This is a genomic window from Glycomyces sp. NPDC048151 (assembly GCF_043202775.1).
In the GTDB taxonomy this organism is placed as follows: Bacteria; Actinomycetota; Actinomycetes; order Mycobacteriales; family Micromonosporaceae; genus Glycomyces.
Window position 1 is genome coordinate 1 of record NZ_JBIDBB010000006.1, and the last position, 23,309, is coordinate 23,309.

Genomic DNA, 23,309 nt, shown 5'->3' on the forward strand with positions numbered 1-23,309 from the left:
AAACCTGTTGCGCACCACAATCTTGCGACCATGGCGACTTTTGGTATGTGTCGAAGCATGTCCTGACCGATTTTCAACGGGACACCAAGCAAGTGCCCCAAGGAAAAGACAGTCAAAAACAGTACCAACCAAGACTCACCGAAACCTTGTCCAGTGACCTCGATCAGCCCGCACGCTGACCATCCAAACACCCTGTTGAGTTCTCAAACAACACGCCAACTCAAGTCGATCCACAATTGGGATTCGGCCTCAGCCGGAGCAACCCGAACAACATTACTAGTCTCGAACCGCACTGTCTAACTGGGGGTCATTGACCCTCGTCACAGACGATTGAGCCTCTATGGAGTCTCAGGTGATCCCCGCGCCTCGATCCGGACCGCGCCATAGCTCCGTGAGCTCGTCGCGTGCCTCCGTGATCTCCGGACCGGCCTCGTTTTCCTCGGCTGTTCCGTTCCCCCGCGGGCAAAGACAAATATACACACCCCCGAAGGGGCCAAAACCAGGGGGGTCACCTTCGGTTCAACGATACGCTTGACCAGCGAAGACATCAAGAGCTTCCGGAAAGACGGTCGCCGGGCCCCAGGCCCGGCCTCCGTCGCGGAACGTCTTTTGCTCGCACTGACGGCTGTTAGCCTGCGAGCGAAGGACTTCCGATCAGAGGAGAAGGCATGTCAGCCACTCGCAATGCACGCACCCGTTGGACCGGCGATCTCCAGGACGGCAACGGCGTCACCACCTTCGTGTCCTCCGGACTCCCGGACACGCCGGTGACGTGGGCGGCCCGTACGAACAACCCTGAGGGCAAGACCAGCCCTGAGGAGCTCATCGCCGCGGCGCACACCTCTTGCTTCTCCATGGCGTTCTCGGCCGCCCTGGGGAAGGCCGGGTACACCGCGGACGAGGTCGTCACCGAAGCGGCGGTCACCTTCAAGCCCGGCACGGGCATCACCGACATCGTCCTCACCATGCACGCGGTCATTCCTGGGATCGACAACGACGAGTTCCAGACGATCGCGAAGGGCGCGAAGGAGAACTGCCCGGTGAGCCAGGCCCTGAAGGCGGTCCCGATTTCGCTTGAGGCGACGCTGGGTTAGGGTCGTCACAAACGCCTGAAAATTTCATATTCACGCACAGTGTGCGCGAAAGCATCGGGTGCACCATCCGTGGTCAAAACACCACGGAGCCGAGCGCAGGCGGTTCCGCCTGCGGGGCGGCACGGTGGTCGTTGGTTTCGCGCACTTGTTTGTAACCAGGCCTGCCTGCCCAGTTGCAAACCGACATCGCAGAGGAGGGGGTCTCGTGACTGCTCCTGAAAACACCGGTAGGCGCTTCCACGCCTACACCATTCGCCACCTGGACGAACTGCTCCAGCGAGCGCCGCTGACCGAGGAGCAGCGGCTCCGGACCAGGGCGGTGGCGTCAGTGCTGCCGTTCCGGACGAACTCCTACGTCGTCGACGAACTGATCGACTGGGACGACCCGTTCGAGGACCCGATGTTCCGGCTCGTGTTCCCGCAGGAGGACATGCTGCCGGCCGAGGACGTCGACCACATCGCCGAGCTCCTCCAGAAGGGCGCTTCGAAGGAGGAGGTCACGGGCGCCGCGAACCGGATCCGGTTCAAGCTCAATCCGCATCCGGCCGGGCAGCTGGCGCTGAACATCCCGAAGGACGGCGAGGAGCCGATCCCGGGGTTGCAGCACAAGTACCGGGAGACGGTGCTCTTCTTCCCGCAGCAGGGGCAGACCTGCCACGCGTACTGCACCTACTGCTTCCGCTGGGCGCAGTTCGTGGGGATCGCCGACCTGAAGATGGCGAACAACGACGTCGAGCAGCTGACAGGGTACGTGCGGGACCATCCCGAGGTGAGCAGCGTGCTGCTGACCGGCGGGGACCCGATGATCATGGGCGAGCCGGTGCTGCGGCGCTATATCGAGCCGCTGCTGGAGATGGAGCACGTCGAGTCCGTCCGGATCGGGTCGAAGGCGCTGGCGTACTGGCCGCAGCGGTTCGTGTCGGATCCTGACGCGGACGACACGCTTCGGCTGTTCGAGCGGGTGGTGGCGTCGGGGAAGAACCTGGCGTTCATGGCGCACTTCTCGCACCGGAAGGAGCTGGACTCCGAGATCGTGCGGGAGGCGGTGCGCCGGATCCGCTCGACCGGTGCGGTGATCCGGACGCAGGCGCCGCTGATCAGGACGATCAACGACGACGCGGAGCAGTGGGCGGGGATGTGGCGGACCCAGCACAAGCTGGGGATGGTCCCGTACTACATGTTCGTCGAGCGCGACACGGGGCCGCAGGACTACTTCTCGGTGCCGCTGGTGCGGGCGTGGGAGATCTTCCGCGACGCGTTCAGCCAGGTGTCGGGGCTGTGCCGCACGGTGCGGGGTCCGTCGATGTCGGCCACGCCGGGCAAGGTCGCGGTGGACGGCGTCGTGGAGATCGGCGAGGAGAAGGTGTTCGCGCTGCGGATGCTCCAGGCGAGGAACCCCGAGCTCGTGGGTCGTCCGTTCTTCGCGAAGTTCGACGAGAACGCGGTGTGGGTCGACGACCTGAAACCGGCGTTCGCAGACAAGTTCCCGTTCGAGTAGGGCCTATCGGGGAAGGGCCGGGGCGGGTCGATCCGCTCCGGCCCTTCGGCGTGTCAGGCGATGTGGAGGGCGAACCCGGTGGTGCCCTCGGGTTCGCGGCCGGGGAGAAGGCGTTTGCGCTCGTCGTAGTCCTCTGACTGCTTGCGGTAGGCGATCGGCTCGGTCTCGGCGAGGGTTTCGAGGCGTTCGCGCAGCTGCTTCGCAACGTCGGCGAAGTCGGCCTGCCAGCCCGCCCCGGTGACGACCACGGGCGGGAGGACCTCCAGCCCCGTGTAGAAGAGGACGCCGTGCTGGATCGGGAAGAGCAGGTCGTTGATGTCGCCGTTCACGCCCCGGTCCGAGAGGTGCGACTCGGCGGCTCCGGTGGTGACGATGACCATGGCGCGCTTGCCTTTCAGGACGCCGTCGCCGAAGCGCGGCCAGTCGCTGGAGGGCCGGTAGCCGAAGCCGTTGGTGAAGACGCGGTCGAACCAGCCCTTCATGATCGCCGGGACCGAGTACCACCACAGCGGGAACTGGAGAAGGACGAGGTCGGCTTCCAGGAGCTTCGCCTGCTCGGCCTTGATGTCCTCGGCGATCTCGCCCTTGTCCCAGGCTTCGCCCGCGGCGGCCATGAAGTGCTCGTTCTCGGTGGGGCCGAAGTCGTCGTAGTCGGCGACGGCCTTCCAGTCCATGGCGTAGAGGTCGGAGACGGAGACGGTGTGGCCGAGGCCTTCGAGAGTCTGGACGGCCTCGTCGCGGAGGGCGGCGTTGAGGGAGCCGCTGTGCGGGTGGGCGTAGACGATGTGCGTTCTCATGCGGACCATGCTGCTGCGGTCGAGGGACGGCTGCCAGACGTCTGTTCGACCTGGGGTCGTTCGACCCTAGGACTGACAGACCTAGGCACCCGCGCGGGATCGCGGCGATACTTGCCGCGGAGGTTTGCGTGATGACACCTGATGCGACAGAGACCCGGGCGGCCGAGATCCACAGGCTCGAGGACGTGGTGGACCTGGGGAAGTTCCTGCAGGCGCGGCGGGCGCGGGTGAACCCGGGCGACGTCGGGCTGCGGGAGGACGCGCGACGTCGCGTCCCGGGTCTGCGGCGGGAGGAGCTGGCGCTCCTGGCCGGGGTGAGCGTGGACTACTACACGCGCCTGGAGCAGGGGCGGGCGAAGCATCCATCGGATCAGGTGCTCGACGCGGTCGCGCGGGCCCTGCGGCTGGACGAGACGACGCGGGCCCACATGCACCGGCTGGCGGGGAACTCGCGGCTGAGCCCGATGCAGGCCAGCGCGGGGGTGCGGCCGTCGCTGCAGACGATGCTGGCGGCGATCGACGCGTTCCCGGCGCTGATCATGAACCACCGGCAGGACGTGCTGGCGTCGAACCGTCTGGCGCAGTTGCTGTACGGCGGGTTCGGGTGGGATCTGGAGGCGGGGCCGAACTTCGTGCGGCTGCTGTTCGACGACGATTCGCGGGCGTACTTCCCGGACTGGGAGGCGGTGTGCTCGTGGGAGACGGTGGCGCAGTTGCGGAAGATGGCGGCGCTGTTCCCGGACGACAAGGAGCTGACGGGGCTGATCGGCGAGTTGTCGGTGCGGCACCGGTTCTTCGCGGAACTGTGGGCGCAGGCCGAGGTGAAGGACTGCAATATCGGGTCGGTGCGGTTCGAGCATCCGATGGTGGGGGCGCTGGAGCTGTACAAGGAGCAGTTCCGGGTGGCGGACGGTTCGGGGCAGATGCTTGTGATGCTGACGGCGGCGCCGGGGACGGACGATCACGAGAAGCTGCGGCTGCTCGGGGCGGACCGGTAGTGCCGGTCCGCCCCTCGCGGTTTTCTGTCAGTTGATCGTGAGCTGTTCGATGACGCTGATCCAGTCGGCGGTGCCGCGGCCGGTGGCGGCGAGTTCGTCGAGGTGCTTCTTGAGCGGTTCGAGGAAGTCGGCGCCGACGCCTTGTTCGCGGCTGGCGGTGATGAGCGACGTGACGGCGGCGTTGGTGAAGGCGACGTTCTGGCCGGGGGCGGGGTCGTACTGGCGGCCGTCGATGACTTCGGCGTAGCCCTCGGCGAGCGGGAGGACGGCGCCGAGCCAGGCGATGGCGTCCTTGGCGGTCTGGCCGGGGGCGACGTCGACGGTGCGCATCATGGCGGCGGCTTGGAGGACGCCGCTGAACATCTGGTACATGGCGGTGAGGAGTGCCATGTCCTTGAGTTCGGCGACGCCGGGGTCGGTGCCTTCGTATTCGGCGGTGCCGAGGGTTTCGAGGGCGGGTCGGGCGATGGCGTAGGCGTTCTCGTCTCCGGAGTAGAGGAGGCGGGAGCCTGGCTGGCCAATCATCTGGGGGACGGCCATGATGGCGCCGTCGAGGTAGGTGATGCCGTGGTCGGCGGCCCAGGCGGCGGTGGCGCGGGCCTCGTTGGGTGTGGTGGTGGTGAGGTTGACGAGGATCTTGCCTTTGAGTTCGGCCGCTATGGGTTCGAGGTTCTGGTGGATGCTGGCGTGGTCGAGGAGGACGGCGATGACGATGTCGCCGGCCTGGACGGCCTCGGTGATCGTCGGGGCGGCTTTGGCTCCGGCTTCGACGTGGGGTCTGGTCTTGGCGGCGGTGCGGTTCCAGACGGTGGTGTGGTGGCCGGTCTCGCGGAGGCGGGTGGCGATGGCCGAGCCCATTTCGCCGAGGCCGAGGACGGTGATGTTGCCTTTGCTCATGGTGGTTCCTTGGTTTTCGGGTGCGTTAGCGGATGGTGAGCTGGTCGATGATGCGGGGCCAGTCGCTGTCGCCGTGGCCGGTGGCGGCGAGGTCGTCGAGGAGTCGGCGGTGGGGTTCGAGGAGGTCGGCGCGGATGCCCTGCTCGCGGCTGGCGGTGATGAGCGAGGCGATGCCGAAGCGGTCGAAGTCGACGCTCTGGCCGCCGGTGTCGTAGGTGCCGCCGTCGATGATCGCGGCGAGGCCTTTGCCGTGCGGGAGCATGGCGGTGAGCCATCGCTCGGTTTCGGCGGCGGTTTCGGCGGCGCTGGTGCCGACGGTGCGCATCATGGCGATGGCCTGGAGGTAGCCGAGGAACATGAGGTCCATGGCGGAGAGCAGGGCCATGTCCTTGAGTGAGGCGAGGCCGGGGTCCTCCCCCGTGTATTCGGCGGCGCCGAGGGTTTCGAGGACGGGGCGTGCGGTGTCGTAGGCGTGCTCGTCTCCGGCGTAGAGGAGGCGGGCGTCGGGTTGGCCGATCATCTCGGGGACGGCCATGATGGCGCCGTCGAGGTAGGTGATGCGGTGTTCGCTCGCCCAGGCGGCGGTTTCGCGTGCCTGGTTGGGTGTGGTGGTGACGAGGTTGACGACGGTCTTGCCCGCGAGTTCGGCGGCGGCGGGTTCGAGGTGTTCGCGGACGCTGGCGTGGTCGAGGAGGACGACGAGGACCGTGTCGCTGCCGTTCACCGCTTCGGTGACCGTGGCTGCGGCTTTCGCGCCCGCTGCGGCGTGCGGTTCGGTCTTGGCGGCGGTGCGGTTCCAGACGGTGGTGTCGTGGCCGGTCTCGCGGAGACGGGTGGCGATGGCCGAGCCCATGGCGCCGAGGCCTAGGACGGTGGTGGCGGGCTTCGTCATGGTGTTGCCTCTCGGTGGGGGTGCGGGGCCGGGCGGCGCTGCCCGGCCCCGCGGTCGGTCTAGCCGGCCTGGCTGAAGATCTGGTGGACGGGGACGACGCGGCCGGTCTTGTCGCTGGCGTCGAGTGCGCGCTGGTAGTAGTCCTGGATGGTCTTGGTGATGGCGGAGTCGACGCCTGCTTCGTCGGCCGCGTCGATGACGTGCTGGGCTCCGGCGTGCATCATGCGGAGGTTCGCGAGGTCGCCCCAGCCGCCCTGCTTGACCTGCTCGGCGAAGAAGTACGAGAAGTCCTTGAGGCTCTGCGGCTCGTTCTCGCGCAGGGACAGGAACCGGTCGATGTCGCCGCCGGAGCGCTGGATCATGGCCAGCGCCTGTTCCAGGGAGATCAGGAAGGCGTGGAACATGGCAAGGTTGGCCTGGTAGTAGAGCTGGGCGACGCCGTAGTCCTCGCCGAGGTACTCGGTGGGGGTGAGGAGTTCGAGGAGTTCCTGGAGTTCCTTGTGGAGGGCGGCGGGGCCGCTGACGTACATGCGGGAGACGGGGTGCTGGATGTCGTCGCTCTGGGTCATGTACGCGCCTGTGAGGAAGCGGCCGCCTCGGTCGAGGACCCATCCGGCGCCCTTGCTGGTGTTGGCCGGGGAGTCGGAGGAGAGGTTGACGATGGTCTTGCCGTTGAGGTCGGCTCCTTCGAGGACGCCGTACATGGCGTCGTAGTGGATGAGGGAGAGCAGGACGGTGTCGTTGGCGGCGACGGCTTCTGCGGCGGTGGCGGCGGCTGTGGCGCCGAGCGCTGTGAACTCTTCGGTCTTGCCGGCGCTGCGGTTCCAGACGGTGACGTCGACGCCTGCGGCGAGGAGGATGCGGGCGGTGGCGCGGCCCATCGGGCCGAGTCCGAGGACGGCGACGGAGTATTTGGCAGTCATGTTGTGCCCCTTGGGAAGTGGTGGTTTCTTGCTTGCCTTGACGGGGTCTATCGTCGGTCGGCCGGGGTAGGCTTCGCAAGACCGCACTTCCAGGTGGGGTTACTTACCGAGACGTTCGGAATATGGTCGGGAGGGCCGCGATGCAGGCGACGAGTGACGCAGATCAAACCTGCGGAATGTCGATCGCGATCGATGTCGTGGGCGGCAAGTGGAAGATGCACCTGATGTGGGTGCTCGCCGAGGGGCCGGTGCGGTTCGGGCAGATCCGGCGCAAGCTCGAAGGGGTGAGCGAGAAGGTGCTCGCCGAGAACCTGCGGCAGCTGGAGGCGCACGGGATCGTGCACCGGGAGCTGTACGCGGAGGTGCCGCCGCGTGTGGAGTACTCGCTGACGCCGCTGGGCGAGCAGTTGAACCGGGCGCTGGCGCCGCTGGAGTTGTGGGGCGACGCGAACCGGGACGCGCTGGCGCCGCGGCTCGCTGCGACTCGGGTGTAGGAGGTGCGGGGATCCCCGGGGGGCCGGGGATTCCCCCTCTAGATCGGCGGGGCCTCGCGGCGGCGGTATTCGGTGCCGCCGAGGTCGCGTTCGAGGAGCAGTTCGTCGATGAGGTCGCGGCGCAGTTGGAGCGGGTCGTCGAACTCGGCGGCGAGCGGTTCGTTGATCTCCTGCTCGGTGTAGGGGCGGCCGAACGCGAAGTGGCGGTCCGCGAGGTCGCGCAGGAGCGCGACGCGGGTGCGGCGGTTGACGGGTCGGGCGGTGATGCGGCCGTTCGAGTAGAGGTGGGCCACTTCGGGGCTCACGCCGGGCGGTGCGTCGGGGCGGGAGGCGCGGGCGGCCGCGGCGGCGGCTTTGAAGGCGTCGGGTGCGGCGCGGACCCTGCCGTCCTCGCGGGTGACGAGGCCTGATTCGAAGAGGCGGTGGAGGGCCTTCTCGGCGCGCGGGTGGCGCTCGCGCAGGTCGGCGACGGTCGCGCCGGAGTCGGCGAGGACGATGTCTGCGAACACGCGAAGGCGTTCGGGGTCGGCCAGGGCTTTGACGATGACGTGGCTTGGCTCCATGAGGACAGCCTCGTGCCGGACGCCCTTGGGCGTCAACGGGTTTAGCCGAGGCTGCGCAGGTATGCCAGGTCGACGCCCTCGAGGGAGTCGAGGCGTTTGACCTCGAGTTCGGCCGGGAGGTCGACGTCGCCCGGGATCGCGAGGGTGACCGCGCCTGCGGCGAGCGCGGAGCTCGTTCCGGAGACCGAGTCCTCCAGGACGACGCAGCGTTCGATGTCGACGCCGAGTTTGGCGGCGGCGTGGAGGTACGGGACCGGGTCGGGCTTGGGGCGCTCGACCTCGTCGCCGCAGACGGTGAGGTCGAAGTTCTCGGGGCCGACGAGGCCGATGATGATGTCGGCGAGCTCGCGCGGCGTGGAGGTGACCAGGGCGGTCGGGACGCCCGCGGCGCGGCATTCGAGGAGGAGTTCGCGCGCGCCGGGCTTCCAGTCGACGCCCTCGGCGAACAGCTCCTTCATGCGGGTGCGCAGCCAAGTTTGGTGCTGGGGGGACTCGGTGAGGGGGATGCCGAGGCTCTCCAGGAGCATGACGACCGAGGCGTCCTCGTTGGTGCCGACCATGCGGGAGCGGACCTCGGGGTCGAGCGCGCCGCCGAGGAGGCCGGCGAGTTCCTCGACGCCGGTGTCCCAGACGATCTCGCTGTCGACGAGCGTGCCGTCCATGTCGAAGAGCACGGCTTGCGGGAACGCGGCTTCCGTTCGGTCAGTCACGGTGTCAACAGTACGGGCGCGACGCGTGGGGCGGCCTGGTTCGCGGCGCTCCCGCGAGGCGGCTCACACCGGCCCTAGGCGAGGCCCGCGCGGTGGTGGCGGCGGCACAGGACGGTGTAGGAGTCCATGTCGCCGACTTCGACGAGGTCGCCGGAGAAGACCATGACGCCGTCGCGGACGCGGGCGTTGTGGGTGCCGCGCTCGCCGCACCAGCAGTTGACGCGGACGGGCAGCTCCTCGACGCGGTCGGCGAGCTCGATGAGCCGCTGCGTGGCCGGGAAGAGGCGGCCGAGGAAGTCGGTCTTGAGGCCGAACGCGTAGACGTCGAGGTCGAGGCCGTCGACGGCGTCGGCGAGGTGGTTGATCTGCTTGGGTGCTTCGAGGAACTGGACCTCGTCGACGATCACGTACGGGGGGCGGGTCGCGGCGAGGTCGTCGTAGATGTCGAACCCGGGCTTGACCTCGCGGGCCTCGTGGCTGAGGCCGATGCGGCTGGAGACGACGCCTTCGCCGCCGCGGTCCATGGAGGTGTAGACGACGCCCTTGCCGCCGAGGGAGTGGTGGTACTGGAGCGCGAGGGTGGACTTGCCTGCGTCCATGACTCCGAGGTAGGCGACGAGTTCGTGCGACATGGCCCTATCGTGCCGAACCGGGGAACGCGAGTCGGCACGGGTACTGGGCGCGGTGCCCGACGCCCCAAAGGCGTCGGGCACTCACATGCGTCACTTGGCGTTGAAGTAGCTCGCCTCGGGGTGGTGGAGGACGATCGCGTCGGTCGACTGCTCCGGGTGGAGCTGGTCCCCTTCGGACAGTTCGACGCCGATGCGCTCGGCGCCGAGGAGGTCGACGAGGGTCGCGCGGTCGGCCAGCTCGGGGCAGGCCGGGTAGCCGAACGAGTAGCGGCAGCCGCGGAAGTCGACGTCGAAGTAGCCCTTGAGGTCCCCCGGGTCCGAGTCCGCGACGGTGCCGCCCGAGGGCAGGACCCACTCGCGGCGCATGCGCCGGTGCCAGTACTCGGCCAGCGACTCCGTGAGCTGCACCGTCAGGCCGTGCACCTCGAGGTAGTCGCGGTAGGCGTTGGCCTGGAACAGCTCGTTCGTGTACTCGGAGACCTTGGAGCCCAAGGTGACCAGCTGCATGCCGAGCACGTCGAGCTGCTCGCCGTCCTTGGCGCGGAAGAAGTCCGCCAGGCACAGGCGCTTGCCCTGGCGCTGGCGCGGGAACGTGAACCGGGCGCGCTCGGAGTGGCCGTTCTCGTCGAGCACGACGAGCGTGTTCCCCTCGGAGTAGGCCGGGAAGTACGCGTACACCACCTTCGCTTCGAGCACGTTGTCGGTGGCCAGCCGGTCGAGCCAGTAGCGCAGGCGCGGGCGGCCCTCGGTCTCGACCAGCTCCTCGTAGGAGGGGCCGTCGCCGCGGGCGGGCTTGAGACCCCACTGGCCCAGGAACGTGGCGCGCTCGTCGAGCAGCGCCGCGTACTCAGCGAGGGCGATGCCCTTGACGACCCGGGAACCGTAGAACGGCGGCACCGGGATCTCGACGTCGGTGGCGACGCCGGAGCGCACCGACGTGTCGTTCAGGTCCGGGAGGGAGTCGGCGACCATCGTGGCCTGCTTCGCGCGGCGCTCGCGCCGCAGGGCGATCTTCGCCTCCTTCTCGGCGTCGACGATCGGCACGCCGGTGCGGCGGGCCGTCATCACCTTGTTCATCAGGTCCAGGCCCTCGAACGCGTCGCGCGCGTAGTGGACCTGGCCGCCCTCGAACATCTCCCGCAGGTCGTCCTCGACGTACGCGCGGGTGAGCGCCGCGCCGCCGAGGAGGACCGGCCAGCGCGTGTGCATCGAGCGGGCCATCATCTCGGCGAGGTTGTCCTTCATGATGACCGTGGACTTGACGAGGAGGCCGCTCATGCCGATGACGTCCGCCTGGTGCTCTTCGGCGGCGTCGAGGATCGCGTTGATGGGCTGCTTGATGCCGAGGTTGACGACGGTGTAGCCGTTGTTCGACAGGATGATGTCAACGAGGTTCTTGCCAATGTCGTGGACGTCGCCGCGGACGGTGGCGAGGACGATCGTGCCCTTGCCGGCGCCGTCGGCCTTGTCCATGTGCGGTTCGAGGTGCGCGACGGCGAACTTCATGGCCTCGGCGGACTGGAGGACGAACGGCAGCTGCATCTGGCCGGAGCCGAAGCGGTCGCCGACGACCTTCATGCCTTCGAGGAGGTTGTCGTTGATGATGTCGAGCGGCTTGCGGCCTTCGGCGAGGGCCTGGTCGAGGTCGGTGTCCATGCCGTTCTTGTCGCCGTCGATGATGCGCTGGGCGAGGCGCTCTGCAAGCGGGAGGGCGGCGAGGGCCTCGGCGCGGGCCTCCTTGGTGCCGGCGAGGCTGACGCCGTCGAAGATCTCGATGAGCTTCTGCAGCGGGTCGTATTCCTCGGTGCGGCGGTCGTAGACCATGTCGAGGGCGACCTGCTTCTGCTCCTCGGGGATCTGCGCCATCGGCAGGATCTTGGAGGAGTGGACGATCGCGCTGGTCATGCCCGCTTCGACGCATTCGTTGAGGAACACGGAGTTGAGGACCTGGCGGGCGGCCGGGTTGAGGCCGAAGGAGATGTTGGAGACGCCGAGGGTGAAGTTCACGCCCGGGTAGCGGGCGGCGATCTCGCGGATGGCGGCGATCGTCTCGATGCCGTCCCGGCGGGTCTCCTCCTGGCCGGTGGAGATCGGGAAGGTGAGCGCGTCGACGAAGATGTCCTGGATCTTCATGCCCCAGGTGCCGGTGAGGTCGTCGATGAGGCGGGCGGCGACGCGGACCTTCCAGTCGCGGTCGCGGGCCTGGCCCTCCTCGTCGATGCAGAGGGCGACGACGCCCGCGCCGTGCTCGGCGACGAGCGGCATCATCCGCTGGTAGCGGGAGGTCGGGCCGTCGCCGTCCTCGAAGTTCACGGAGTTGACGATGCACTTGCCGCCGAGTGAGTCCAGGCCCGCCTCGACCACGTTCGGCTCGGTGGAGTCGAGCATGATCGGGAGGGTGGAGGCGGTGGCGAAGCGGGAGGCGAGGACGCGCATGTCCTCGGCGCCGTCGCGGCCGACGTAGTCGACGCACAGGTCGAGGACGTGGGAGCCGCCGCCTGCCTGCTCGCGGGCGATCTCGACGCAGCGGTCGTAGTCGGCGGCGAGCATGGCGTCGCGGAAGGCCTTGGAGCCGTTGGCGTTCGTGCGCTCGCCGACGTTGAGGATCGAGGCGTCCTGGAGGTACGGGACGTGGTGGTAGGAGGAGGAGACGCCCGATTCGAGGATCGGGGTGCGTTCCTTGGGCTTGGCGACGTTCGCGGCGTCGGGGCCTTGGGGGTCGCCGCCGAGGCGTTCGCGGACGGCGCGGATGTGGTCGGGGGTGGTGCCGCAGCAGCCGCCGACGAGGCCGACGCCGTAGTTGTGGACGAAGTCCTCGTGGGCGTCGGCGAGCTCTTCGGGGGTGAGCGGGTAGACCGCGCCGTTGGGGCCGAGGGTCGGCAGGCCGGCGTTCGGCATGACCGAGATCGGGACCGGCGAGTGGCGGGTGAGGTAGCGGATGTGCTCGCTCATCTCGGCCGGGCCGGTGGCGCAGTTGAGGCCGATGAGGTCGATGCCGAGGGCGGCGAGGCTGGTCAGGGCCGCGCCGATCTCGCCGCCGACGAGCATGGTGCCGGTGGTCTCGACGGTGACCTGGGCGATGACGGGCACGTTGGTGCCGAGGGCCTTGTTGGCGCGCTTGGCGCCGATGACGGCGGCCTTGGCCTGGAGGAGGTCCTGGGCGGTCTCGACGAGGATCGCGTCGGCGCCGCCTTCGATGAGGCCCGCGGAGCATTCCTGGTAGTGGTCGCGCAGGAGCGCCATGGGCGCGTGCCCGAGGGTGGGCAGGCGGGTGCCGCCGCCCATGGAGCCGAGGACGAAGCGCGGCCACTCGGGGGTGGCGTACTCGTCGGCCTTCTGGCGGGCGAGGCTCGCGGCGGCGCGGGCGAGTTCGCGGGCACGCTCGACGATGTCGTATTCGACGAGGCCGCCGTAGTTGGCGTTGAAGCTGTTGGTCTCGATGCAGTCGGCCCCGGCGGCGAGGTACGCGTCGTGGATGCCGAGCACGATGTCGGGCCTGGTGAGGCAGAGGATGTCGGTGAGGCCCTCGAAGCCGTCGTAGTCCTCCATCGTGGGGTCGAAGGTCTGCAGCATCGTCCCCATACCGCCGTCGGCGATCACGACGCGACGTTGCAGGGTTTCGAGGAAAAGGCTGTTCGCAGACACGCGGTCAAGGATACTGGCGGGTGCCGCCAAGTGGGAACTCGGTTTCACTGGATGGGCACTGTGTCGGATGAAGATCACAGGCGGACGAATAGGATGGGCGGTATGGAAATCTTCCTCGGATTGGTCTTCCTGTTCATTGGCGCCTGCGTCATGTACTGGGTCGTTCGGTTGGGGGTGCGGGACGGCATCGCCGACGCACGCGACGCCGAATCCCAGGACGACGTCGGCGAGGATGGCGACGAGAAGAACTGAGGCGTAGCATCGGGTCGTAATGGCCCTCCCCCCGAAGGGAACCAGATGGACGCGCTCGACAGTCACCTGTGGACCGAAGTGACCGACCCCGCCAGACTCCGCGAGATCGTCGGCGACGTGATGCCGCAGGCCGCCACCAAGGAGCGCTTCCAGCTCCACCGGCGCGACCGCGAATGGCTCGCCGCCTCCCCCTACTGCGTCGTCGCGACCGCCGATGCCGAGGGCAACTGCGACGCCTCCCCCAAGGGCGACCCGGCCGGGCAGCTCGTGCACGTCCTCGACGACACCACCGTGGCGATCCCGGAGCGGCGCGGCAACAAGCGCGTCGACGGCTACCACAACGTGCTCGCCAACCCGCACGTCGGACTCCTGTCCCTGATCCCGGGCCGGCGCGAGACGCTGCGGATCAACGGCCGGGCGCGCATCGTCGCCGACGCGCCGTTCTTCGACGACATGGTCGTCAAGGGCCACAAACCGGTCCTGGCGCTCGTCGTCGAGATCGACACGATCTACTTCCACTGCGGTAAGTCCGCGATGCGCTCGGGGATCTGGAAGCCCGAGACGTGGACCTCCGACACGCTCCCCCCGCACCCCCAGATGATCAAGGAGACGCAGGTCGTCGACGCCACCCTGGAGCAGCTGGTCGACAAGTACGGCCCGAAGTACGAATCGGAGCTCTACTAGCGCGGCCGGGCCGGGGCGGGCTGTTTCACCGAATCGAGCAATGCCTGAATTTTCTTCCTTACCCTGAATTCGCGATAACCGCAGTTCAGGACACCGGAAGACACAGGGGCGCCGATGGCGGCAGCAGTGAGGTACGCGGCGGCCGTACTGGCCGCCCTCTGGTTCGCCCTGTCCGGCACCGCCGCCTTCGCGGTCGCCCCCATCGACCTCGACTCCGGAGCCGTCACCGACCAGGTCGGCGCGATCGGCGGACGGGGCGCCGAAGTCGACGCCGCGATCGACCAGCTCCGCTCCGACGCCGCGATCGGCCTGTACGTCGCGTACGTCGACTCGTTCTCTGGCTACTCGCCGCAGGACTGGGCGAACGAGACCGCCGTGCAGAGCGGCTTGGGCGCCAACGACATCCTGCTCGCCGTCGCCACCGGCGACCGCCGGTACTCGTGGTCGGTCGAGTCCGGGTTCCCGCTCACCGACGCGCAGCTCAACGAGGTCGCCACCACCGAGATCGAGCCCAGGCTGTCGGCAGACGACTGGGCCGGGGCGGCCATCGCCGCCGCGGACGGGTACCGGGCCGAAGCGGCAGGCGAATCCGGTGGCGGCGGCGGAGCGGGGTGGCTAGTGTTCCTGCTCGTACTCGTCGCGATCGCGGTCGTCGTGTTCCTGGTGTGGCGCAGCCGCCGCAAGAAGCAGGGCGCGCCGGGCGGCAAGCAGGCGCAGCGGATGTCGACGCAGGACCTCGACCGGGAGGCGAGCCGCCTCCTCGTCGAAGGCGACGACGCGATCCGCACCAGCGACCAGGACCTCGGGTTCGCCGTCGCCGAGTTCGGGCAGGAGAGCACCGCCAAGTTCGCGGCCGCGCTCGACACCGCCAAGAGCGAGCTCGCCGAGGCGTTCAGGCTGCGCCAGACCCTCGACGACGACGTGCCCGAGACCGAGGAGCAGCGCCGCGCGCTCCTGACCGAGATCATCGAACGCCTCACCAAGGCCGACCAGCAGCTCGACGGGGCCGCCGCCGAGTTCGAGGAGCTGCGCGACCTCGGCCGCCGCGCGCCCGAGGCGGTCGAGAAGCTGACCGCCGACGCGAAGGGCCTGGCCGGGCGGACCGGGGCCGCGAAGGAGGCGCTGGCGGCGCTCGCGGCCGCCTACCCGGCGTCGGCGTACGACACCGTCGCGAACAACGTGGTCGACGCCGAGGACCGGCTCGCGTTCGCCGACCGGAGCCTGGCCGAGGCCCGGCAGGCGCTCGAGGGCGGTGAGAACGGCAGGGCCGCCGTGGGCGTCCGCGCCGCCGAAGGCGGGCTCGCCCAGGCCAGGCAGCTGCTCGACGCGGTGACCGGGCGGCAGACCGAGCTCGCCGAGGCGTCCAAGGGGCTGCCGGGGTTGCTCGCCACGCTGGGCCAGGACGTCGGCGAGGCCGAGCGCAAGGCCGACGGCGCACCCGACGGGGACCGGCTGCGCCGCGCCGCGGCCGACGCCCGGGCCGTTGCCGCCGAGGTCGAGACGGCGAAGGCCGCGGGACCGGTGGACCCGCTCGACGCCGTGCGCCGCCTCGAACGGGCCCAGGCCGCCATCGGCGCCGACCTGCAGGCCGTGCGCGACGAGCAGGAGCAGCGCGAGAGCGCGAAAGCCCAACTGGCGCAGACGATCGCGAACGCCTCGGCGACGGCTGCGGCCGTCGAGGACTACATCAACACCAACCGGGGCGGCGTCGGCACCGAGGCCCGCACCCGGTTGAACGAGGCGAACCAGCAGCTCGACGCCGCGCGAGCGCTGGCCCCGTCCGATCCCGTGCAGGCCTTGGCGAGAGCGCAGCGCGCCGACCAGCTCGCGGCGGCCGCGTCGAGGCTCGCGCAGCAGGACGTGAACGCCTACCGGGGCCAGTCCGGGCCGACCGGCATGGGCGGCGGCTTCGGCGGCGGCGGGAACGCCGGGGCGATGCTCGGCGGGATCCTCCTCGGCGGCATGCTCGGCGGCTCCGGGGGCGGCCGCGGCGGCGGGTTCGGCGCGCCGGGCTCCTCGCGCAGGCGCGGCCCCTCGCCGGGCTCGTTCGGCGGCGCGGGCACCCGCAGGGGCGGTGGTGGCCGATTCTGACGACCGCACGACCAGCGACCTGTGACAACCGATCCGAAAGGTGTGGGGACCAATGACCAAGAAGCAGTCGATCTTCGGCCGCATCGGCCAGCTGCTCAAGGCGAACATCAACGACGCCATCGACTCCGCGGAGGACCCGGAGAAGATGCTCGCCCAGATGGAGCGCGACTACAAGAACAGCATCGCAGACGCCGAGAGCTCCATCGCCGAGACCATCGGCAACCTGCGGCTGATGGAGGACGACGCCGCCGCCGACAAGGAGGCCGCGCAGGAGTGGGAGAACAAGGCCCGCAACGCCAGCCGCAAGGCCGACGAGCTGCGCGCCGCCGGGAACACCGCCGAGGCCGACAAGTTCGACAACCTCGTCAAGGTGGCCCTGGGCAAGCAGCTCGAGCTGGAGAAGGAGATCAAGACGGCCGAGCCGACCATCCAGAGCCAGCAGGAGGTCGTCGAGAAGCTCAAGACCGCGCTCAACCAGATGAAGACCAAGCTCACCGAGCTGCAGTCCAAGCGCAGCAGCCTGGCCGCCCGCGCGAAGACCGCGCAGGCGCAGAAGCAGGTGAACGAGGCGATCGGCTCGGTCGACATCATGGACCCGCTCAGCGAGGTCAACCGCTTCGAGGAGAAGGTCCGCCGCGAGGAGGCCAAGGTGCGGGGCCAGGCCGAGCTGTCGATGTCCTCGCTCGACAAGCAGTTCGAGAGCCTCGACGGGCTCGCCGACGACGCCGAGATCGAGGCGCGCATGGCCGCGCTCAAGAGCGGCGGCTGAAAGGCGCGGGACTTCGCGGCCGGGCTCCTCTGCCCGGCCGCTTCGCTACAGGCCTAGTGCTTCCCGGATTTCAATCGCTCGATCGACTCGTCGTCGCAGGTGGTCCAGAACTCCCCCACGACGTCCTCCAGCTGCTCCATCGAGCCCGCGTCGAACAGGTGGTCCTGGTACTTCGTGATGTCGTAGTCGATGGTGCCCATCGTGACCAGGTCGAGCGGCATGATCTCCATGCCCCGGAACTCGTCGATCTCCCCGTACGAGGAGAGGATGCCCGCGCCGTAGGCCTTGAGGCCGTCCTTCTCGCTCATGACCCCGAACTCGAGGGTGAACCAGAAGACGCGGGAGACGAACTCGAGCGCGTCCTCGGAGTGGACGCGGCGGGCGGCCTCGCCCGCGGCCCGGTAGAGCGCGGCGAACCGCGGCGAGGCGAGCGCGTTGGCGTGCCCGATGACCTCGTGGATGACGTCCGGTTCGGGCGTGTAGAGCGGCACCGAGTGGTGGCGGATGTACTGGGTCGCGTGGAACTTCCCGTCGGCGAGCACCCCGTAGAACTCGCGCAGGGGCACGAGCCCGGCCGCGGGCAGGTAGCTGAAGCCGGTGAGCGGCGCGAGGGACTCGGAGACCTCCTGGAGCTGCGGGATGTGGTCGGCGGGGAGTTTGAGGCGCTCGGCGCCCTCCAAGTACTCAGTGGAGGCCAGGGCTTGGTGCTTCACGGCGAGTTCGGCGCTGACCAGCCGCCATATCTCGTGCTCGGTGTCGGTGTAGGCAACCGTCGGCATGGGTAGGCCGGGTTCCCAGTCCAATGCGAGGGCCGCGATGGCGTTGCGCCGCTCGCGGTACTCGGGGTCGGCGAAGCCTGGGTGGTTCTCACCCAGTTCCACGCTGACCGTTCCGTCGGCGTCGGTGTTGACCGGCGCGAAGTACTGTCCTTCTTCGAACATAGGAACAGTCCATCAGGTGGGACGGCACCTGTCAACGCACTGGCGGGAATGGCAAGCGCAGGCCTAGCGGAACCGCAGCTTCTCGGGGGTCTCGGCCGGGGCCGACTTGCCGAGGAACGCGCGCCGCTTGCCGTGGAAGCCGTTGCGGTCGTCGAACATGTCGCGGGCCATCTCGGCCAGCTCGATGGTCTGGTAGTACGACAGCGGCTTGGACTCGGCGCGGCGGCGGGCCTTCGCGGCGAACATGCGCCCGCGCGTGACCGGCTCGTTGTAGCCGATCGCGACCGCGCGCAGCCAGCGCTGGAACTCGTCCCAGTCGCGGGGGCCGACCGCGCCGATGAGGCCGATCTGCTTGGCCTCGGCGGCGGAGATCGGCAGCTTCTCCCCCAGGAGGCGGGCGGCGACGTCCTCGCCGACGCGGTTGGCGACCGACCAGGTGTGCAGCTCGGAGCCGTAGATGCCCATGTCGTAGTAGGGGTTGAGGACGGTGCCGTCGCGGGCGACGGTGACGTCGGCGCAGAGGGCGGCCATGACGCCGCCGGCGCCCGCGTTCGCGGAGAACGCGGCGACGGTGAGCTGGTCGGCCTGGGCGATCGCCAGGCACAGCTCGTCGATGGCGTTGATGTTGTCCCAGGCCTCGGAGGCGGGGTCGGCGGCGGCGTCGATGACGCCGAGGTGGATGCCGTTGGAGAAGGCGTGCTCGGTGCCGGTGACGACGAGGATGCGGGTGTCCTCGATGAGGGCCTTCTCGACCGCGCCGGTGAGGCGGCGGCACTGCTCGGTGTGCATGGCGCCGTTGTAGGAGCGGATGGTGAGGTAGCCGATGTCGCCTTCGCGGCGGTAGACCGACTCGGCGATGGCGTCGGGCGCGGGCTTGAAGGGCGCGCTGGTCGCGTCGATGACCATGGAGGCGGGGAGTTTCGGTCCGCGCTTCTTCTCGAGGAGGGCGGCGTAGCCGACCCAGAGGGTGCCGCGGCCGGTGGCGAAGGCGATGGACTCGCAGTCGCGGCCGACGATCGTGCCGGGTTCGGCGCCGGTGTCCTCGGTCGTGGCGGCGGCGTCGAAGAGGAGGTAGGTGCGGCCGTCGAGGGCCGCGGGCGCGCCGGGGGCGCCGTCGGCGGCGGCGATGCGGCGGGCGAGCTCGGTGGCCGAGGCGCGCCAGTCGAGGGCGAACGCGTCGCGGCGCAGGAGCGGGAGTTCACCCGTTCCGGGGACGGGCAGCGGCAGCTCGTCGGCGGGGACGGGCCGCTCGCCGTTCTCGACCTTGCGGACGACGGTGGCGACGCACTCCATGGCGGCGTCGGCGACGCGGCTGTTGTAGAGCGCCGACTTGGTGATCCCCTCGGGGACGTCGAATGTGGAGCAGGCCCAGACCGGTCCGGCGTCCATCTCCTCGACCGCCGAGAGCGCGGTCACGCCCCAGCGGGGGCCCTGGCCGAGCAGGGTGTGGTCGAGCGAGGAGGGGCCGCGGTCGCCGACCGGTCCGGGGTGGACGATCACGGTCGTCCAGCGCTTCCAGACCGCTTCGGGCACGCGGTGCTTGAGGAAGGGGCACAGGATGAGGTCGGGGTCGATCCGCTCGACCGCGCGGGTCAGCGATTCGGGGGCGCTGTGGGCCGGGGCGAGTTCCACGCCGACCTCGTGCCCCTGCTCGCGCAGGGTGCACCACACGCGCTGGGTGAGCCCGTTGAACCCGGACGCCAGCAGCAGGATCTTCAATTCGACTCCAGGAGGATGGGGAGTCGGCCACGCTCAACTGTGAGCGTACCGATACTCGGCATTTCGCACAATCAGCGCGTGCAGTCTATGCCGAGCAAACCTCGCATCGTGTCGCGGGCAAGGTCCGGTGCGGACGGGTCTTCGCCGCCGTTCTGGAGGGTTTCGTTCGCCCAGGTGTCGACGGCCGCAAGGGCTCCGGCGGTGTCGAGGTCGTCGGCGAGGCGCTCGCGCACGGCCTTGAGCATCGCCCCGGCGGGGGACGCGAGCTCGCGGGAGACGGCCTCGCGCCAGCGCCCCAGGCGCAGTTCGGCCTCGGCGAGTTTCGCGGCGCTCCACTGCCTGTCGGAGCGGTAGTGGTCGGCGAGGAGGGCGAGGCGGACGGCGGCGGGGTCGACGCCTTCGGCGCGGAGCTTGGAGACGAACACGAGGTTGCCGAGGGACTTCGACATCTTCTCGCCGTCGAGGCCGATCATGCCGGTGTGGACGTAGGTGCGCGCGAACGGGGTCGTGCCGGTGAGGGATTCGGCGTGGGCGGCGGAGAACTCGTGGTGGGGGTAGATGAGGTCGTTGCCGCCGCCTTGGACGTCGATGGTCTCGCCGAGGTGGTCGAGGGCGATGCAGGCGCACTCGATGTGCCAGCCGGGGCGGCCGGGGCCGACGGGCGAGTCCCAGGAGGGCTCGCCGTCGCGGGGGGCGTTCCACAGGATCGCGTCGAGCGGGTCGCGCTTGCCTTCGCGGTCGGGGTCGCCGCCCCTTTCGCGGGCGTAGCGGAGCATGGTGTCGCGGTCGTAGTTGGATTCGCCGCCGAACGCGGGGTGGGCCTCGACGGCGTAGTAGACGTCGCCGGACTCGTGGCGGTAGGCGGCGCCGGACTCGAGGAGGCGGGCGACGGCGCGGCCGACGGAGGGGATGGACTCGACGGCGCCGATGTAGTGGCGGGGCGGGAGGACCTGGAGCGCCTCCATGTCCTCGCGGTAGAGGGCGGTCTCGCGGAGGCCGAGGACCTGCCAGTCGGTGCCGTCGCGTTCGGCGCGCTCGAAGAGGGGCTCGTCGACGTCGGTGACGTTCTGGGCGTAGTGGACGTCGATGCCCTGGTCGAGCCAGTAGCGGTGCACGAGGTCGAACGTGATCATCGTCGCGGCGTGGCCGAGGTGGGTGGCGTCGTAGGGGGTGATGCCGCAGACGTACATCGTGGCGCGCTCGGCGCCGGGCTTGACCGTCTCGAGCAGGCCCGCCGTGGCGGTGTCGTGCAGGCGCAGGGCGGGGCCGTGGCCGGGGAGGGCGGGCAGGTGCGGTGCGGTCCAGGAATCCATGCCCGCGATCTTATTTCGAATACCAGCCGAGCGGCCAGTACCGGGGATCGGCGACCGAGACGTACTTGTTGTCCTTCCAAGCGCACCTGAGGCTTTCATGCGAAGGTTGCTCGATGTAACTTGTGTGGTCATGGAACGCCGACCACTTGGACGCAGCGGCATCGAAGTCTCCTCGCTAGGCCTGGGGACGATGACGTGGACCACCGACGAGGCCGGTCTCGAGGACGCCGCGGCGCAGCTGCAGACGTTCGTGGAGGCCGGTGGGACGCTCGTGGACACGGCCGACGTGTTCGGGCAGGGCGCGGCCGAAGCGGTGATCGGGCAGCTCATGGGCAAGATCGTGGCCCGCTCGGAGCTGCACATCGCGACCAAGGCGGGCGTGCGCACGGACGGCGCTCCGCGCAAGCGCGACACCTCGCGCGGGTGGCTCATGCGGTCGCTGGAGGGGTCGCTGCGGCGGCTCGGGACCGACTACATCGACCTGTGGATCCTGCACGTCTACGACCCGGACACGCCGCTCGAGGAGACCATGTCGGTCCTCGACGCGGCGGTGTCGAGCGGGAAGGTCCGCTACGTGGGCCTGTCGAACCACACGGGCTGGCAGACGGCGCGGGCGTTCGCGTGGCAGTCGGCGTGGCCGGGGCGGACGCCGATCGTGGCGAGCCAGGTCGAGTACTCGCTGTTGCAGCGCGGCGTGGAGCGGGAAGTGCTCCCGGCGTGCCTGGCGCTGGAGATGGGCGTGCTCGCGTGGTCGCCGCTCGGGCGCGGGGTGCTTACGGGCAAGTACCGGTTCGGGCGGCCCGCCGACTCGCGGGCGGTCTCCGCGCAGTGGTCGCGGTTCGCCGGGGTCTACCTGGACGAGCGCTCGGCGGGGATCGTCGAGGCGTGCGCGACCGCCGCCGAGGGGCTCGGGGTGAGCCCGCTCGAGGTGGCGTTGGCGTGGGTGCGGGACCAGCCCGGGGTTGCGTCGGCGATCGTGGGCGCGCGGAACGCGACGCAGCTGCGGGCCTCGCTCGCGGCGGAGCAGCTGTTCCTGCCGCCGGAGATCCGCCTGGCGCTCGATGATGTGTCGGCGCCCACAGTCGGGTACCCCGAGAGCTACTGAGCGGGCCCTGCGAACCGGTTCTCCGGGACGCAAGCGCACCGCTGGTGCGGATGATGCCATTTTGGATGGTCTCGCGCGCATTCGTCTGTCCTGCTTGGATTTTCAGGCAACCTGTCACCACCTCTCGGGCGTACCCCATTGTGGAGCGGCGGCCACACCCGCCGCTCCTCTGCGGGACGGCCGCGCCGCGGTCGGCCTTGTGGACAGGACACGACAGGAAAGTTGGTGCCCCAGTGGCAGACCTTCTCGCCGACCGCCTCGTGCGGCCGGCCTTCGTCATCATCGCGACCCTGATCGCCGTAGCCGCCATGCTCGTCGCCACCGCGCAGCCCGCGTCGGCCCACACCCGCGCCGAAGCCGTCACCAACGGCTGCGGCTCGGGCTACGCGATCGCCTCCGACGGCGTCCGCAACGTGACCACCAGCTCGGGCGTGAAGTACGGCGAGGTCATCCTCGCGTACAACGCGAGCAACGGACGCAACTGCGTCGTCACCAACAAGACCAGCGGCTCCCCGTACCACGGCACCGCGTCGCGTATCGCGGCCGTGCTCCAGGTGCAGGGCGACACCACCTACCACAAGGCCGACGACAACGCCTCGCACTGGGAAGCGGTCTCGGCGTACGCCTCCGGCTCCTGCGTCCAGTACTGGGGCTACATCTACTCCCCCAGCGGCACCAGCGCCTTCGGCGGACGCCAGAGCTGGGGCAACTGCGGTTAGCCCTCGCCGAACCGGTCCCTGAATCGACGTCCCGATCCCCGCAAGGAAACGCCGCCCCGCGCCCACTCAGGCGCGGGGCGGCGTGCGTCTCCTAGCCTTCGCCCATCGAGGCGACCCACTCGTCGATGCGGCGCTCGGCCTCCTCGCGGGGGACGTCCTCGACGCGGGTCATCAGGGACCAGCGGCGCCCGAACGGGTCGGCGATCGACGCGTAGCGGTCGCCGGTGAGGAACACGCTCGGCTCCTCGCGGACCCGGGCGCCGGCCTCGACCGCCTTCGTGAACACCGCGTCGCAGTCCTCCACGTAGAGGACGAGGGACGCCGTGATGTGCTCAGCGTCGGGGGACTCGAGGCCCCACTGCGGGTTCGCGTCGCCCAGCTGGAGGATCGAGTCGCCGATCTGCAGTTCGCAGTGCATGACGATGCCGTCCGGCCCGTCGTTGCGCGTGAGGACCTCCGCGCCGAAGACCTCCTTGTAGAACTCGATCGCCTTGGCGCCCTCGTTGACGACGATGAACGGCGTGATCGAGTGGTAGCCGTCGGGGATCGGGTTGACCTTGTTCTCGTTCATGG

The 23,309-nt window shown here is 69.4% G+C and carries 22 protein-coding genes and 1 pseudogene; 10 read left to right on the forward strand and 13 right to left on the reverse strand.

The features are described 5' to 3' along the window. The first annotated feature begins 668 nt into the window (after positions 1–668). A complete protein-coding gene (locus ACGGCP_RS15105; RefSeq protein WP_392966338.1) occupies positions 669–1,094 on the forward strand; it encodes an OsmC family peroxiredoxin in 426 nt (141 codons plus the stop codon). Between the two features lie 205 nt (positions 1,095–1,299). Continuing rightward, positions 1,300–2,592, forward strand: coding sequence for a KamA family radical SAM protein (locus ACGGCP_RS15110; protein WP_392966341.1), 1,293 nt, complete (start codon positions 1,300–1,302; stop codon positions 2,590–2,592). 53 nt (positions 2,593–2,645) lie between these two features. Here ACGGCP_RS15110 and ACGGCP_RS15115 read toward each other — a convergent pair whose 3' ends face one another. Beyond that, positions 2,646–3,389, reverse strand: a complete 744-nt coding sequence (locus ACGGCP_RS15115; protein ID WP_392966344.1) for an NAD(P)H-dependent oxidoreductase — start codon at positions 3,387–3,389, stop codon at positions 2,646–2,648. Between the two features lie 131 nt (positions 3,390–3,520). Here ACGGCP_RS15115 and ACGGCP_RS15120 point away from each other — a divergent pair, with 131 nt between their 5' ends. Continuing rightward, on the forward strand, positions 3,521–4,387 hold the full coding sequence (locus ACGGCP_RS15120; protein WP_392966346.1) for a helix-turn-helix transcriptional regulator: 867 nt from the start codon (positions 3,521–3,523) through the stop codon (positions 4,385–4,387). A 27-nt stretch (positions 4,388–4,414) separates the two neighbouring features. On the opposite strand, the gene ACGGCP_RS15125 is transcribed toward ACGGCP_RS15120, so the two are convergent. The 4 genes and pseudogenes from ACGGCP_RS15125 to ACGGCP_RS15140 all read right to left on the reverse strand — a co-directional run bounded on the left by ACGGCP_RS15125 (position 4,415) and on the right by ACGGCP_RS15140 (position 7,099). Then, a complete protein-coding gene (locus tag ACGGCP_RS15125; RefSeq protein WP_392967263.1) occupies positions 4,415–4,855 on the reverse strand; it encodes a hypothetical protein in 441 nt (146 codons plus the stop codon). Beyond that, positions 4,835–5,293 (reverse strand): annotated as a pseudogene (locus ACGGCP_RS15130) (NAD(P)-dependent oxidoreductase); the annotation flags it as partial. The gene ACGGCP_RS15125 and the pseudogene ACGGCP_RS15130, both read right to left, overlap by 21 nt. Before the next feature lie 16 nt (positions 5,294–5,309). Next, entirely contained in the window at positions 5,310–6,176 is an 867-nt protein-coding gene (locus tag ACGGCP_RS15135; RefSeq protein ID WP_392966349.1) for an NAD(P)-dependent oxidoreductase, read from the reverse strand. A gap of 59 nt (positions 6,177–6,235) precedes the next feature. Further along, the gene (locus ACGGCP_RS15140) at positions 6,236–7,099 is read right to left on the reverse strand and encodes an NAD(P)-binding domain-containing protein (protein WP_392966351.1); all 864 of its coding nucleotides are present in this window, start codon (positions 7,097–7,099) and stop codon (positions 6,236–6,238) included. A gap of 140 nt (positions 7,100–7,239) precedes the next feature. On the opposite strand from ACGGCP_RS15140, the gene ACGGCP_RS15145 reads away from it, so the two are divergent. Next, positions 7,240–7,593: a winged helix-turn-helix transcriptional regulator gene (locus tag ACGGCP_RS15145; RefSeq protein ID WP_392966354.1), complete on the forward strand. Its 354-nt coding sequence runs from the start codon at positions 7,240–7,242 to the stop codon at positions 7,591–7,593. 38 nt (positions 7,594–7,631) lie between these two features. On the opposite strand, the gene ACGGCP_RS15150 is transcribed toward ACGGCP_RS15145, so the two are convergent. The 4 genes from ACGGCP_RS15150 to metH form a co-directional block, all read right to left on the reverse strand. Continuing rightward, entirely contained in the window at positions 7,632–8,156 is a 525-nt protein-coding gene (locus ACGGCP_RS15150; RefSeq protein ID WP_392966356.1) for a DUF2087 domain-containing protein, read from the reverse strand. 41 nt (positions 8,157–8,197) lie between these two features. Further along, the gene (locus tag ACGGCP_RS15155; protein ID WP_392966359.1) at positions 8,198–8,866 is read right to left on the reverse strand and encodes an HAD family hydrolase; all 669 of its coding nucleotides are present in this window, start codon (positions 8,864–8,866) and stop codon (positions 8,198–8,200) included. Between the two features lie 74 nt (positions 8,867–8,940). Beyond that, on the reverse strand, positions 8,941–9,498 hold the full coding sequence (locus tag ACGGCP_RS15160) for a thymidine kinase (protein ID WP_392966362.1): 558 nt from the start codon (positions 9,496–9,498) through the stop codon (positions 8,941–8,943). 90 nt (positions 9,499–9,588) lie between these two features. Next, complete coding sequence (gene metH / locus ACGGCP_RS15165; RefSeq protein ID WP_392966365.1) at positions 9,589–13,143, reverse strand: methionine synthase; 3,555 nt, start codon at positions 13,141–13,143, stop codon at positions 9,589–9,591. Positions 13,144–13,245: 102 nt separating this feature from the next. On the opposite strand from metH, the gene ACGGCP_RS15170 reads away from it, so the two are divergent. From ACGGCP_RS15170 to ACGGCP_RS15185, 4 genes are all read left to right on the forward strand, one after another. After that, entirely contained in the window at positions 13,246–13,395 is a 150-nt protein-coding gene (locus ACGGCP_RS15170; protein WP_392966367.1) for a hypothetical protein, read from the forward strand. 45 nt (positions 13,396–13,440) lie between these two features. After that, positions 13,441–14,079: an MSMEG_1061 family FMN-dependent PPOX-type flavoprotein gene (locus tag ACGGCP_RS15175; protein ID WP_392966370.1), complete on the forward strand. Its 639-nt coding sequence runs from the start codon at positions 13,441–13,443 to the stop codon at positions 14,077–14,079. A gap of 114 nt (positions 14,080–14,193) precedes the next feature. Beyond that, positions 14,194–16,170 carry a TPM domain-containing protein gene (locus ACGGCP_RS15180; RefSeq protein ID WP_392966373.1) on the forward strand — a complete coding sequence of 659 codons (1,977 nt, stop codon included), beginning with the start codon at positions 14,194–14,196 and terminating at the stop codon, positions 16,168–16,170. A gap of 52 nt (positions 16,171–16,222) precedes the next feature. Continuing rightward, positions 16,223–16,939 carry a PspA/IM30 family protein gene (locus ACGGCP_RS15185; protein WP_392966375.1) on the forward strand — a complete coding sequence of 239 codons (717 nt, stop codon included), beginning with the start codon at positions 16,223–16,225 and terminating at the stop codon, positions 16,937–16,939. Between the two features lie 53 nt (positions 16,940–16,992). On the opposite strand, the gene ACGGCP_RS15190 is transcribed toward ACGGCP_RS15185, so the two are convergent. The 3 genes from ACGGCP_RS15190 to mshC form a co-directional block, all read right to left on the reverse strand. Then, complete coding sequence (locus ACGGCP_RS15190) at positions 16,993–17,880, reverse strand: phenylalanine 4-monooxygenase (RefSeq protein ID WP_392966377.1); 888 nt, start codon at positions 17,878–17,880, stop codon at positions 16,993–16,995. A 63-nt stretch (positions 17,881–17,943) separates the two neighbouring features. Next, positions 17,944–19,599, reverse strand: a complete 1,656-nt coding sequence (locus ACGGCP_RS15195; RefSeq protein ID WP_392966380.1) for an enoyl-CoA hydratase-related protein — start codon at positions 19,597–19,599, stop codon at positions 17,944–17,946. Between the two features lie 71 nt (positions 19,600–19,670). Then, entirely contained in the window at positions 19,671–20,912 is a 1,242-nt protein-coding gene (gene mshC / locus ACGGCP_RS15200) for a cysteine--1-D-myo-inosityl 2-amino-2-deoxy-alpha-D-glucopyranoside ligase (RefSeq protein WP_392966383.1), read from the reverse strand. A 130-nt stretch (positions 20,913–21,042) separates the two neighbouring features. Here mshC and ACGGCP_RS15205 point away from each other — a divergent pair, with 130 nt between their 5' ends. Next, positions 21,043–22,017, forward strand: a complete 975-nt coding sequence (locus ACGGCP_RS15205) for an aldo/keto reductase (RefSeq protein ID WP_208495684.1) — start codon at positions 21,043–21,045, stop codon at positions 22,015–22,017. 233 nt (positions 22,018–22,250) lie between these two features. Further along, entirely contained in the window at positions 22,251–22,736 is a 486-nt protein-coding gene (locus ACGGCP_RS15210) for a hypothetical protein (RefSeq protein ID WP_392966386.1), read from the forward strand. A 91-nt stretch (positions 22,737–22,827) separates the two neighbouring features. On the opposite strand, the gene ACGGCP_RS15215 is transcribed toward ACGGCP_RS15210, so the two are convergent. Beyond that, complete coding sequence (locus tag ACGGCP_RS15215) at positions 22,828–23,307, reverse strand: VOC family protein (protein ID WP_392966389.1); 480 nt, start codon at positions 23,305–23,307, stop codon at positions 22,828–22,830. Between the last annotated feature and the right edge of the window lie 2 nt (positions 23,308–23,309).

Bases quoted from the DNA above. Each gene is read 5' to 3' on its own strand.
- ACGGCP_RS15105 (WP_392966338.1), top strand. From the start codon at position 669: ATGTCAGCCACTCGCAATGCACGCACCCGTTGGACCGGCGATCTCCAG.
- ACGGCP_RS15115 (WP_392966344.1), bottom strand. From the start codon at position 3,389: ATGAGAACGCACATCGTCTACGCCCACCCGCACAGCGGCTCCCTCAAC.
- ACGGCP_RS15120 (WP_392966346.1), top strand. From the start codon at position 3,521: ATGACACCTGATGCGACAGAGACCCGGGCGGCCGAGATCCACAGGCTC.
- ACGGCP_RS15135 (WP_392966349.1), bottom strand. From the start codon at position 6,176: ATGACGAAGCCCGCCACCACCGTCCTAGGCCTCGGCGCCATGGGCTCG.
- ACGGCP_RS15140 (WP_392966351.1), bottom strand. From the start codon at position 7,099: ATGACTGCCAAATACTCCGTCGCCGTCCTCGGACTCGGCCCGATGGGC.
- ACGGCP_RS15145 (WP_392966354.1), top strand. From the start codon at position 7,240: ATGCAGGCGACGAGTGACGCAGATCAAACCTGCGGAATGTCGATCGCG.
- ACGGCP_RS15150 (WP_392966356.1), bottom strand. From the start codon at position 8,156: ATGGAGCCAAGCCACGTCATCGTCAAAGCCCTGGCCGACCCCGAACGC.
- ACGGCP_RS15160 (WP_392966362.1), bottom strand. From the start codon at position 9,498: ATGTCGCACGAACTCGTCGCCTACCTCGGAGTCATGGACGCAGGCAAG.
- ACGGCP_RS15170 (WP_392966367.1), top strand. From the start codon at position 13,246: ATGGAAATCTTCCTCGGATTGGTCTTCCTGTTCATTGGCGCCTGCGTC.
- ACGGCP_RS15175 (WP_392966370.1), top strand. From the start codon at position 13,441: ATGGACGCGCTCGACAGTCACCTGTGGACCGAAGTGACCGACCCCGCC.
- ACGGCP_RS15180 (WP_392966373.1), top strand. From the start codon at position 14,194: ATGGCGGCAGCAGTGAGGTACGCGGCGGCCGTACTGGCCGCCCTCTGG.
- ACGGCP_RS15185 (WP_392966375.1), top strand. From the start codon at position 16,223: ATGACCAAGAAGCAGTCGATCTTCGGCCGCATCGGCCAGCTGCTCAAG.
- ACGGCP_RS15190 (WP_392966377.1), bottom strand. From the start codon at position 17,880: ATGTTCGAAGAAGGACAGTACTTCGCGCCGGTCAACACCGACGCCGAC.
- mshC (WP_392966383.1), bottom strand. From the start codon at position 20,912: ATGGATTCCTGGACCGCACCGCACCTGCCCGCCCTCCCCGGCCACGGC.
- ACGGCP_RS15205 (WP_208495684.1), top strand. From the start codon at position 21,043: ATGGAACGCCGACCACTTGGACGCAGCGGCATCGAAGTCTCCTCGCTA.
- ACGGCP_RS15215 (WP_392966389.1), bottom strand. From the start codon at position 23,307: ATGAACGAGAACAAGGTCAACCCGATCCCCGACGGCTACCACTCGATC.